Below are 12349 nucleotides of genomic sequence, written 5' to 3'. Positions count from 1 at the left end.
TCATTCATTTGCCACCAATAAAAAAGCCTGTTTTCACAGGCTTTTTTATTGGGCGTTATTTATTGCAATTGGCCCTCGGAATTCGTAAATATTTTTATTCCAGGCCTGAAACAATGTCCTTCAACGCGGCTACATGACCTGCAAACGCTTTTCTTCCCAAACTTGTTAACGCAATCCAGCTCCTTGGCCGGGCAAAGTCGCTGCGCTTATTGATGCTGATATAACCCGCCTCTTCCAGAGTTTTTAAATGCTTGGACAATACAGAATCGCTCACATCCAACTGTTCTTTCAGAAACTTGAATTCCAACTCAGCGCTGGTCGACAATGCCGCGCAAATTTGCAGACGATTCGGAGCGTGAATTACGGTATCCAGCTTACTCATCATCCGCCCCTATTCTTTGCATTTCACCCGCAGGATGCCAGTACTGAAAATAGAACATCAAAGCCGCCGATAAAAACGCGGCAATATGCGGAGCGGATGCAAAGCCTTCCAGGCGCAATGTTCGCCCGCCTAACACCAGCAGCCCAAAAGCAACGACCGACACCAGATAAAATAATAAACCACTCTTATTTTTCGGGATCAGATTGGCTTTCAAACCCATCAGCTTTGAGCTATACATGGCCAATGCTGCCGATGCCAGAAACAAACCCAGGCCAATATAAAGACCCAGGGCCCATAGGTTTTCGTGCTCGGTCATACCCCATGAAAACACAATGAGGCCATAACTCAGGCTTGAGAAAACCGAAAGCCAAACGGGCAACCTCATGGCTTTTTGAAGGTTCTGCTGACTGCTTTCTATATCTTTTAAGGCCGCCTTTGCGGCTTGTGCGTCAATATGCTGATCTTTATCCATCATGTTTCCACTCCGCTCTCATTACTGTTCTACATCACTCATGTCACGCTCTTGCGTTTTAACACGATCACTTTCCAACACAGTTACTTTCCAACACGGAAAGTAACTATAGCCCTAACTTTCCATATTGGAAAGTAATATTTTTCAATTTAGTAAAAACGAATATTCGATAGTGTTTTTGCGCGCTGATAAAAATAGGGAAATTGGAAGCGGAACAAACAAAAAGGCTGCGACATCCGAGGACATCGCAGCCTGGATAAGAAGGGGCTAGTGGGCAGGCTCCTGCTTCTCGGCAATGCGTACCAGCACCTCACCCAGCATCATCGTTACGATGGTGCCAATCAATACTGGCCACTGCATACCTTCAGACGGCACATACACAAACAGAACAATCGCCAACACAATCACTGACAGACACATATAGGCCAGCAATCTGGCAACAAGTGGTCCACCCGGCACTTTAAAAGGGCGTGCCTTTTCAGCATCATCGCGACGCAGTTTCAAAAAGGCCAGCATCATACCGATATACGTCAGCAGGAAAATAACCGCGCTGAACGAGAACAAAGACCAGAACAAATCTTCATTGGAAGATGCCATCAAACCATAAAGTAACAATACCGCCGTGCTCACAACACCCATCGCAATCGCAGCGCCTACCGGGGTGCCATAACGCGGATGTTCCTTCGCAAAGATTTTTGGCAACTCGCCATCAATAGCAGCTTCAGCCATGGAGCGATTACAACCCAGCGCCCAGGTGACACCGTTGGAGAAAAAAGTGTACAAGGCTGCAACCCCTAGCACCAACACAAAAGTCGCGCCCAGACTGGAACCCCCAAACAGCATGTTCAGTGTATCGATCAGCCCTTCCACCAAATTCACATCCGCTACCGGCACAGCCGCCAACACCGCAAAAGTCCCCAGGCTATAGAAAGCCAAGATAATGATTCCAGAAAATAAAATCGCTTTTGGAATATCGCGTGAAGGATTTTCCATTTCTTCACTACTGGAACTCATCAGTTCAAAACCCAGCATGCCGTAAATAATCGCCGGAATGTACTCCAGGCTGCTGCTCCAGTTCGGCGCAATCGTGCTGAGATTAATTTCATTGGCCATGCCTTCGTTTTGCACATGTACCAGGCCACCGATAATCAACGCCGCAAAAATAATAATTTTTAAAATCGCACCAAGATTAGGCACCCATTTCCCGATGTCCAACGTCATGATATTGATCAGTACCGCAACCCAGGATAACGCGATACCCATCCCGATCTGCCAAGCCAGGGACAAATCCGGCGCAAAGAGTTGTTTGAAAACCCCGGCAAATAAAATAAAAATCGCCGGGTTCCACAATGCGGTGTTCACCCAGTACGCCCAGGAAACTCTCGAACCCCAACGCTTTCCGTAAGCGTTTCTGACCCAGGCATACACTCCGCCCTGCTCCGGGTAACTGGTCCCCATTTCGGCACTGATCAGGCCAAACGGCAGGAAGAAGATTAAACCCAGAAATAACCACCAGAAGATACTGGATACACCAACAGCCGCTGCAGCGGCCAGGGTATCCAACAACAATATGGCCGAGACCGTAAACAGAGTTAAATCGGGTAAACGAAGGGATTTGAGATGATTGCTCATGGAATACCTACATCGATCGCTTGAGTTCTGCTGTTGCAGATTTTTATTTTAAAAATTAGCTGGCGCTTTCAAGAAGCTTCTTATACTGATTTTTGTCAAATAACCCTTGGTGAACGACCGGAGTCGCCGGGGCTTTTATTCTATTCGTTTTTCTGTTCGCTTTGGCTTGAGACAGGCAAAAAAAAAGCCCCAGGCTAATTCAGGCTGGGGCTAAAGCACTACATCAAGTTAACTTGCTAAGTGTGATGTCCAAGGCTTTCTTCGCCTTCTCCACCAACTCATCAATCTGTTCTTTCGTCATGGTTAATGGTGGCGCCACCACCATCATGTCACCTACCGCACGCATCACCAGACCACTTTCAGTACAGGCATCGCGACAGATCGCGCCAGCGGTACAGTCGTCATCAAAACGCTCACGGGTTTCTTTGTTCTTAACCAGTTCCAGAGCCGCCAGGAAACCAACACCGCGGGTTTCGCCCACCAGCGGGTGCTCAGCCAGCTCAGCCCAGCGCTTCTGCAGATAAGGGCCCGTCTCTTCGCGCACACGCTCAATATGCTTGCCTTCGCGCAAAGACTTGATCGTGGCAATCGCTGCCGCACAGGCCGCCGGATGACCGGAATACGTAAAGCCGTGGGTGAACTCACCGCCCTTGCTTTTCAGTACATCCGCAACACGATCAGACACCAGTACACCACCCAGAGGCTGGTAGCCGTTCGTTACACCTTTTGCGAATGGCATCAGATCCGGCTCGGCACCGTAGTAAGAAGAACCAAACCACTCACCAGTACGGCCAAAGCCACAAATCACTTCGTCACATACCAGCAAAATGCCTTTCTCTTTACAGATTCGGGAAATTTCCGGCCAGTAGGTTTCAGGCGGAACAATCACGCCACCGGCACCCTGAATAGGTTCGGCAATAAAGGCAGCCACCTTGTCGGCACCCAGCTCATCAATTTTGGCTTCCAGCTGACGGGCAACCTGAACACCAAACTCGGCCGGGTCCATATCACCGCCTTCACCAAACCAGTATGGCTGATCAATATGCTCGATACCTGGCAGCGTCGCGTACTGCTTGTGCATACCATTCATACCACCCAGGCTGCCTGCAGCAATGGTGGAACCGTGGTAACCGTTCTTGCGGGCGATGATGGTTTTACGCTGTGGCTGTTCCTGCAAATCCCAGAAGCGGTGGATCATACGAATAACGGTGTCATTCGCCTCGGAACCGGAATTGGTGTAGAACACATTGTTCATGTGCTCTGGCGCGATCTCAGTGATCAAACGCGACAATTCAATGGAAGGCGGGTGGCTGCACTGGAAGAAGTTGTTGTAGAACGGCAACTCGGTCAGCTGCTGCTGTACAGCATCTACAATCTCTTTACGATCATAACCCAGGTTACAGCACCACAGGCCGGCCATACCGTCCAGAATCTGATTACCTTCGCTGTCGTAGATATACACACCTTCGGCTTTCACGATAATGCGGCTGCCCTTCTCGGCCAGGTCTTTAAAATCGGTAAACGGATGCAGGTGGTGCTTGGCATCCAGCTCTTGCCACTGGGCGGTACTTCTTACTTCGCTCATTCTCTTCTCCAATTCAGCTCGCGGCACCTGGGTTTTAACCTATATTTAGAGGATGCGGTGCCGTGGTGATACAATTCGTGGATTACCTGTCTATGGGATCATAAACAAACGGCCGACAACAACACCCCAAGTGGGGTAGGAATGGGCCTGGCCTCATTTGACAAGCCTGCGGGGCAGGATTAGATTGAAACCGTGTCCAGAGCGAAATACCCTCCGGGCCATAACGATAAGCATAAACACAATCCCACAGTACTAGCCACGTATGCCTGACTCAGCCACCACCCCTGCCTCGCTTCCCGACCTTTCCCAATGGAATCAGGCTCTGGCGGAAATTATAGATCACTGTGGCGATGAGGCTTTCTTCCCCCGCATGGTTGCTGTCCTGCAACAGCATATGGAAGTCGACCACCCCCAGATCTGGCTGTTCCGCCGGGATCTGGCCCCCGAGGCCATTTACTACGAGATCGCCCGCGAAGAGGTGGATGTGCAAATCGATCGCTATATCGATGGTGGCTACCTGCTCGACCCTTTTTATCTTTCCGGTATCAAGAACCAGAAATCCCCCGGGGTGTATCGCATTACCGAGATCAGTGCCTCGCATTTCAAACAGAGTGATTATTACCGCAGCTACTATGCCCAATTGGACACCAGCGATGAAATTGCCTACATCATCGAACTGGACGACGACGCCTGCCTTCATATTTCACTCATGCGCAACAAGCAAACCCGCGCCTTCAGCGAAGACGAGCTGTGCTTTTTGCAAAATATCGAACCCAGCATTCGCAGCCTTTCTCAACTGCATTCCCGTCAGGCCAATCTGGTCGACCGGGAAGGCGAAAAGATTGACGTTCGAGGCGTCAACAAAAGTGTTCACCGAGCCTTTGACCTGTTTGGCCGCTCATTGCTGACCGGCCGCGAAAAGGACGTTTTGGGTTTGATGCTGCAAGGACACAACACCAATTTGTCGGCCGAGAAACTCGGAATATCACCGGAAACACTTCGCCGTCACCGCAAAAACATGTATCAAAAACTGGATGTCAGCTCGCAAACCGAGTTGTTCTCCCTGTTCCTGAATTCCCTTTCCCACTTTGAACAATCGCCCGGAGAAGACCCTCTGGCAAGCTATTTCGCCAAGCCCGAAGCCCCGGCCAACGGCGAAGACTAAGCCGCAGATTCTGCGGTTGAGCCCCCTCTTTTCCGCCACTTACAAGGAAGCGTTTACCCCAAACGGGGCATTGTTTGCTTTACCCACAGCGCTAGGATGAGCTAAGGCCGGAAAAGCCAAGCAATAACGGCTCGATCGGCCCGACTATTTTAATAATGCGTTTGCGCAATAAGACTTGGCCTATGAAGCCGTGTCGTAGCAAAAATAACACCTATAAAACTCCATCGGAGAGTCTATCCATGAGCAAAACCACGCAATATTTACCCAAGAGCCTTCTGTCTCTGGCCATTGCTGCAAGCAGTATGTCTGCTACGGCGGTGGAGATTGAAGAGGTAGTTGTTACTGCCCAGAAGCGCGAACAAAGCCTGCAAGACGTGCCATTGGCGGTAAACGCCTTTAGCCAGAATTTTATGGAACGTGCTGGCGTTGAAGACGTCCGTGATCTCGTCGTGCTGTCGCCAGGTTTCAGCGGCGCAACCGAAGACAGCTTCTCCGACGCCATGGCCATGCGCGGCATCAGCACCAACGACTTTGGTGTGGGTGGCGATCCATCTGTCGCCGTTTTTGTTGACGGTGTATGGGCCGGTCGTACCGGTGGTGTGCAGAGTTCATTCTACGACATGGCCGGCGCGGAAGTGGTTAAAGGTCCACAGGGTACCCTGTTCGGCCGTAACGCCATTGCCGGTGCGGTCAGCATCAAAACACAAAAGCCTGTCGACGAATTTGAAGGCAAGGTAAAAGTTGGTCTGGCGGAATACAATCGTCGCGAAGTAACCGGCACCATCAACGTGCCCCTCAGTGAAAACTGGGCCATGCGCGCCAGCGTTTACGATTTATCCGAAGACGGTTACCTGGAAAATATTCAGGGCGGTGACGATTTCGGCTTCCACGAGCGCAGCTCCGGTCGTTTTGCACTGCGTTATATGGGTGACACCGTTGACGCTACCATTACCGCACAATATGAAGATCGCGAACAAAACTCTTCCATTTACTGGGATGAAACCTTAGGCCTGCCGCGCGACAAAGTCAGCCAGGATCTGAAAGGCAAAGACGCAATCGATGAAGGTGAAATTGCCAACATCACCGCTAACGTTGAAATCGACATTAACGAAAGCATGAGCCTCACCTCGATCACCGGCTGGAAAACGTATAACTTCTTCTACGTAGAAGATTATGACGCCCGCCCCACCCTGATCGACAATTTCTTCCTGGACACCGACGTTGATTATTTCAGCCAGGAATTGCGTTTAAACTTTGAAGCCAGCGATACCCTGGTAGGTTTCCTGGGCGCGAGCTACTACAACGAAAGCATTGATGCCAACACCGGCACCATCGCCGATGAAGACGCCCTGTGTAATGCGATTGGTCGCACCGATTCTCCAGACTTTGACGGCCCGGTAACCGGCGGCTGTGCGGATCCAAACTTCCTGCGCTACTGGCTGGAAGCTGAACCCACCGCTGACGATATCGCCGAAGCCCGCGATTCCGTTCTGGATGGCAAGCGCGAAGACATTTTCAACAAAGTGGAAGCCGATGGTTGGGCCGTATTTGCCGACCTGACCTGGACCCCGATGGAAAACCTCGACATCATGTACGGTGTTCGTTACACCGAAGACACCAAAGAAATGGGCATTCGCGTTGCCGATTCCGGTGGTTATCTGGGTAACAACTTCAACTTCGAATACGTGATTCCGGATTTTGTTTACGATGAACAAACCTGGAGCGACACCACCCAGCGTATCGCGGCCAATTATCAGCTGAGCGAAGAAATTACCCTGTACGCCAACTACGGTCAGGGTTACAAAGCGGGCGGTTTTGCAACTTACGGGGCCATTCTGGTTGACGTGGATGAAGACGGTATCGCCGACCCAGGCACCAAGCCGGAAGCGTTTGCACCAGAAACCGTAGACAGCTTCGAAGTGGGTATCAAAACCAAGCTGCTGGATAACCGTTTACAAGCCAACCTGGCGTTGTACTCCTACACCTATGAAGATTTGCAGCTGTCCTATTTCGACAATGGCGCCACTCGCGTAGAAAACCTGGGTGAAGCCGATGGTACCGGTTTCGAACTGGATATCCGTTACCTGCCAACCGACAATCTGGATTTGTTCTTCACCGCGTCCTATCAGGAAACTGAAATTTCGGATGATACCGATGTCGTAGGCACGGCCTGTAACGAAGCCTGTGAAGGCAATCAGTTGCCGTTCTCACCGAAGTTCAGCACCTCTACCGTGGCCACTTACACCATTCCAATGGAAGGCGGCGAAACCTATGTCACTGTGGAGCACTTCTTCCAGGGTAAACAGTTCAGTGATCTGGACAACAATCCTCAGGTTTCCCAGGAAAGTCACCACGAAACCAACATCCGCTTTGGCTACGATAGCGAAGCAGACTGGAGTGCGGTACTGTGGGTAGAAAATATCTTCAGTGAAGAGTACTTCGAACGTGGCTGGGCCAACGGTGACCTGAACAACCAGTACGGTTACGGTATCAACAACACTCAGGTATGGGTCTCCAAGCCACGTACCGTAGGTGTTGAATTCAGCTACAACTTTTAATTTGTTTTAACCCCGGTCTCGAACGCCGCTGAACACAGCGGCGTTCAGGCCAAGCCAAAGGCTTTCATATGAACACAAGCAGTTCGGTAGATCCCCAGTTACAGCAAGCCAGGGATTTTCTAGCGGCCAACCCCGACATCCACACCATTGAAGTCTATCTCTGCGACTACAATGGTTTATTGCGCGGCAAGCTCATCCCCAGAGACAATCTGGAAAAAGTGTTTAAAGGCAATCTCAAGTTGCCCACCACCGCATTAAGCATGGACATCTGGGGCCGCGATCTGGAAGAAATCGTGTTCGCTACCGGTGATGCCGATGGTCTCTGCCTGCCAGTGCCAGGAAGTTTGCAACGCATTCCCTGGCGCTCTGGCAGCGCTCAAATGCAAATCACCATGGCCGATATGGATGGCCGTGATGATGATGGCGACCCACGCAATATCCTGAAAAATATTGCCGAGCAGTACTCCGAAAAAGGGTTGCGCCCGGTGGTTGCTGTTGAAATGGAATTCTTTTTATTGAAATCCGAATTAAATGCCGATGGCAGCCCGCAACACAGCAGTGTGGAAGCCGATGGTTCTGCGAGTTTGGGTGGTCAACCGTATCACCTCGACAGCATGCAGGAACAACGCGAGCTTCTGGATGAATTGCGCAGCGCCTGTGAGGCACTGGACCTGCCCACGGATACCTTTGTCAAAGAGGCCGCGCCGTCCCAGTATGAAATTAATTTGAACCACCTGCCCGATCCGGTGGCAGCCGCCGATGCAGCATTTCTGCTGAAGCGCGTTATTCGTGAAGTCTGCCGCAAGCACGGCTACATCGCCTCGTTTATGGCCAAACCTTTTGGCGAGGAAGCCGGCAACGGCATGCATGTGCATTTCAGTTGTCTCGATAATGACGACAACAACATTTTCAGTGATGGCGGCGACAAAGGCAGCGAAGCGCTGAGTCAGGCGATTGCCGGCATGGCCACCACAATGAAAGATTGCATGGCGATCTTTGCGCCGAATCTGAACTCTTACCGCCGCTTCCAGGCTGGCTGTCACGCGCCGACGTCCCCTTGCTGGGGCTACGAAAACCGTACGGTTGCACTGCGCGTTCCTGCCGGTGATGCCGATGCTCGACGCATCGAACATCGCATTGGTGGTGCCGACTGTAATCCCTATTTATTGCTGTCTGCGATCTTGGCGGGAGCCCTGAAAGGCATGAATGAAACGCTAAATGCCGACGCACCGATTGAAGGCGATGCCTACAGTCAGGTTGAGCCAAGCCTGCCCCAGTTCTGGCCCGAATCATTAAGCCTGTTTGAACAATCGACGTTTATTCCCGAAACCTTTGGCAAAACGTTTCATCATCGTTTTGGTTTGTGCAAACGCCAGGAACTGAACGAATTCCACAGCCGAGTGACCCAGTTGGAATACAGTGCCTATTTGAAGTGCATTTAATTGAACACACTCGGAACCGAGCCATTCAGTGGGGCTGGGTTCCGGGTAACGTATAAATACATCCTAGCGGCTCTTTTCACCATTCCTGCCTCAAGAGCCAAACTTCCGAAACACCCATAGAAAAACCACGCCAAGATTTTATTGGCATCGACTTTACCCTAGCGCTGGCAACGCCAATCCAGAGTTAACACCCGCTTTGCGCCACCCAGGCCCTGGCTATCCGATTCTTTGATCTGGTAAAACCAGTTTTCGCCCTGTCGGCAATCTTTTAGCTCGCTCAAAATGGGATTGCAGATGTTCAACAAATCGTCGATGGTGTAAAAGGTTGTCAGAATCTCATCCGCTTCGGCAAATCCTGTTTGATCGTCTTCGACCACTATGTCGCTGCGATGATTAAAGCGTGCAATCAACTGCCCTTTTTCTTTCAGCGAGGTCAATAAAGCCAGGAGAGTAACTTGCAGGCGATCTTTGGGGATATAGCGAAGCGACAAATTGGCGAGAATCAGGTGGAAGCGCCGTTCGCTCAAAGTGCTCGCCAGTGTTTCCGCATCGGCCACAAAAGCAGTATCGATATTACCGAGGCTTTTGGCTTTTAATAAAGCCTGCGGGCTGAAATCTGTGCTGACCACTTTAAAACCCAAGCGCCTCAGCAACGCACTTCCAGAACCAATGCCACACCCCAAATCCAGCGCGAGAGGGTCTTCGGCATGAAAAAGCTCCTGATTAATTTGGCTTTCTAACCAGGGGTCGTATGAATTATCGCGATTTGAATTCAGCGCACTGTCATTGTTGTTCCAGGTATTGTTCGACATGGGGCTCCGCCGGGCCTAATTCGCCGGGGCGATAGGCATTGCAAAAATGAATAAAATCCTCAACAGGCATAGGCCTAGCAAGGTAATACCCCTGAATGCAGTCGCAATCAAATACCTTCAGAGCCTGTAGCTGCTCTATGTTTTCCACTCCTTCTGCGATGACACCAATCCCCAGGGCCTTACCCATTTTGATGATCACTTCCACCAGAGTACGGTCCTGGGCATTGTCCAGAATGTCCATCACAAACGACCGATCAATTTTTATAAAATCGACCGGATAGTTACGCAGATAATTAATCGCGGAATAACCCGTTCCAAAATCATCAATGGCGAAGCGGAAGCCATTGCTGCGCATTTGTTTCAGTTCATCGACAGGCGATTCATTGCCGTCCATAAACAGAGATTCGGTAATTTCAAAAATAATTTTGGCAGGATCAATGCCATAACTGGATACCAGATCTTCCCATTCCCGGTGGGAACCGGAAGGGTAAAACTCGCTGACCGAACGGTTGATGGATACCGATAAATCCAAACCCATATCGGTCCAGCGATTGAAATCCTGGCAAACACGTTCCAGCACCCAACGCCCAATCGAACGAATTGCCCCGGTATTTTCAGCCACCCCAATAAATTCATTGGGTGGAATAAACCCTTTTTCAGGATGGCACCAGCGGATCAGAGCCTCACATTTTTCAACGGTTCCCGTATCCATATGCATAATGGGCTGGTAATACACATCAAACTCGCCCTTCTCCAGGCCGTTGATAATATCATTGTGCATTAAGAGCTGATGCTGGGCCTCATCGCGCATGTCGTCATTAAACAACGTTACACGATTCCGGCCGGCTTTTTTGGCCGCGTACATAGCGGTGTCCGAATGACTCAAAATTGCCTCTGCACTTTGACCATCATCAGGAAACATCGCGATACCAATGCTGCAACTGATCGATAATTTTTGGCCGGCAATATCATAGGGCTGATTTAAATAAGCAAGAATGCGATTGGCCAGTAAATCCACCTGAGTGGCGCTTTCGGAATTCTGCATCAAAACCACAAACTCATCACCAGCAAGGCGCGCCACCACATCACTTTTGCGCACAAAGCCCATCAAGCGGCTTGCCAGTTCCTGCAATAATTCATCGCCCGCACGATGCCCCCAGGTGTCATTCACCTGCTTGAAAAAATCCAGATCGATAAACATCAGGGAAAATTTTCGTTTCAGGCGGCTGTGGGAATTAATCGCCTGCTGCAACTGATTGGAGAAAAAATTGCGATTAATCAGCCCGGTTAAGGCATCGTAGTTGGCCCGGTAATTGGCCGATTGCACAGCTTGCTCACGACGAGCGTAACTGCTTGCCACGGTGTAAGCCGCCAACGCCAGCAAGGCCGAAACCACAATACCCAGAGCCGCCGCCATGGCCAAACGGAAGCCTGCTGCAGCCCAACCTTTATCGTCCACATCCACAGCCGCCTGCCAGCGCCCACTAGGCAGATCGATGTTCAACTGAACACTGGAAATACTGAAAGCATCCGCTTCGCCATAGAACACCACTGCCGGGCTGCCATCTTCAGCCAGCCAGCGCAGTGCCACCTGCTCAGGAAGATTCGGGGAATCCACACCCGAGCGGGACAACATAGCCGTGTGATCCACCACGCCGATCACAATGCCCAACAACGCATCCTGATAATGCACCGGCAACAACATATACAGATAACGCTTCTCGCCATCCTGATTCGGGCCGGCAATCACCAATTGGTGGCTGTCGATGGCTCGGCTGACGGCGCTTTCAAAAATGGACAGATCCGGCATGGAATGCCCATAGGTTCGCTCGGCCGATGGACTCAGTGTGTTGCTCTCTGGCTGGGAAACCGGAATCCAGCTCAGACCGATCATTTGGGTGCTGTGCCCCATCATGCCCTTAGCGAGCATTTCAAACTTTTCTTCGTCCATATCGGGCTCAAGCATCACATTGGTGTGCAGGCCCGAGAGCATCATGCTGTGGCTCGTCATCATGCCTTCCAGGCGGGCTTTGATGGCCAACATCTCGGTTAAGGCATTGTATTGTCGAAGGCTTTGGAGGCGATTGGCCTCATAGAAGAGAAAGATGGTGCAAAGGGACAGGGACAGAATAAATACCGCAGCAGCCGACAATAGGGGGTGCCGTATAAAAGCCCGAAAGGGGTTAATACTGAATGCCGTTTCTTCTGTCATTAAAAGCTCTTATCGACCGCTAACTTCACGCGCCCAGTGAATTCACAGGCAAACCCTAAGGACTTTTATATAGTTATAGACAAAAAAAT

General features: G+C 50.7%; 9 protein-coding genes. 3 read left to right on the top strand and 6 right to left on the bottom strand.

The window, feature by feature from the left end; all coding sequences use genetic code 11:
* Window positions 1-94 precede the first annotated feature (94 nt).
* From G8768_RS07990 to G8768_RS07975, 4 genes are all read right to left on the bottom strand, one after another.
* Window positions 95-382, bottom strand: coding sequence for a transcriptional regulator (locus G8768_RS07990; protein ID WP_208020092.1), 288 nt, complete (start codon window positions 380-382; stop codon window positions 95-97).
* Window positions 375-857, bottom strand: a complete 483-nt coding sequence (locus G8768_RS07985) for a hypothetical protein (RefSeq protein ID WP_166848799.1) — start codon at window positions 855-857, stop codon at window positions 375-377. The genes G8768_RS07990 and G8768_RS07985 overlap by 8 nt, the downstream gene beginning before the upstream one ends.
* 264 nt (window positions 858-1121) lie before the next feature.
* Window positions 1122-2486, bottom strand: coding sequence for an APC family permease (locus G8768_RS07980; RefSeq protein WP_166848802.1), 1365 nt, complete (start codon window positions 2484-2486; stop codon window positions 1122-1124).
* A gap of 223 nt (window positions 2487-2709) precedes the next feature.
* Window positions 2710-4071 carry an aspartate aminotransferase family protein gene (locus G8768_RS07975; protein ID WP_166848805.1) on the bottom strand — a complete coding sequence of 454 codons (1362 nt, stop codon included), beginning with the start codon at window positions 4069-4071 and terminating at the stop codon, window positions 2710-2712.
* A gap of 262 nt (window positions 4072-4333) precedes the next feature.
* Here G8768_RS07975 and G8768_RS07970 point away from each other — a divergent pair, with 262 nt between their 5' ends.
* The 3 genes from G8768_RS07970 (at window position 4334) to G8768_RS07960 (ending at window position 9236) form a co-directional block, all read left to right on the top strand.
* Entirely contained in the window at window positions 4334-5236 is a 903-nt protein-coding gene (locus G8768_RS07970) for a response regulator transcription factor (RefSeq protein ID WP_166848808.1), read from the top strand.
* Between the two features lie 239 nt (window positions 5237-5475).
* Window positions 5476-7794 carry a TonB-dependent receptor gene (locus G8768_RS07965; RefSeq protein ID WP_166848811.1) on the top strand — a complete coding sequence of 773 codons (2319 nt, stop codon included), beginning with the start codon at window positions 5476-5478 and terminating at the stop codon, window positions 7792-7794.
* A gap of 68 nt (window positions 7795-7862) precedes the next feature.
* On the top strand, window positions 7863-9236 hold the full coding sequence (locus G8768_RS07960) for a glutamine synthetase family protein (protein WP_166848814.1): 1374 nt from the start codon (window positions 7863-7865) through the stop codon (window positions 9234-9236).
* A 158-nt stretch (window positions 9237-9394) separates the two neighbouring features.
* Here G8768_RS07960 and G8768_RS07955 read toward each other — a convergent pair whose 3' ends face one another.
* Window positions 9395-10048 (bottom strand): class I SAM-dependent methyltransferase, encoded by a 654-nt coding sequence (locus G8768_RS07955; protein WP_166848817.1) that lies wholly within the window; start codon window positions 10046-10048, stop codon window positions 9395-9397.
* Window positions 10020-12260 carry a putative bifunctional diguanylate cyclase/phosphodiesterase gene (locus G8768_RS07950; RefSeq protein WP_166848821.1) on the bottom strand — a complete coding sequence of 747 codons (2241 nt, stop codon included), beginning with the start codon at window positions 12258-12260 and terminating at the stop codon, window positions 10020-10022. Before G8768_RS07950 ends, G8768_RS07955 begins: the two co-directional genes overlap by 29 nt.
* Window positions 12261-12349: the final 89 nt, after the last annotated feature.

This window comes from Pseudoteredinibacter isoporae (assembly GCF_011602085.1).
Classification (GTDB): Bacteria; Pseudomonadota; Gammaproteobacteria; order Pseudomonadales; family Cellvibrionaceae; genus Pseudoteredinibacter; species Pseudoteredinibacter isoporae.
Note: the sequence above shows the minus strand (reverse complement) of the source record. Positions and strands in the feature narration are given on the sequence as shown.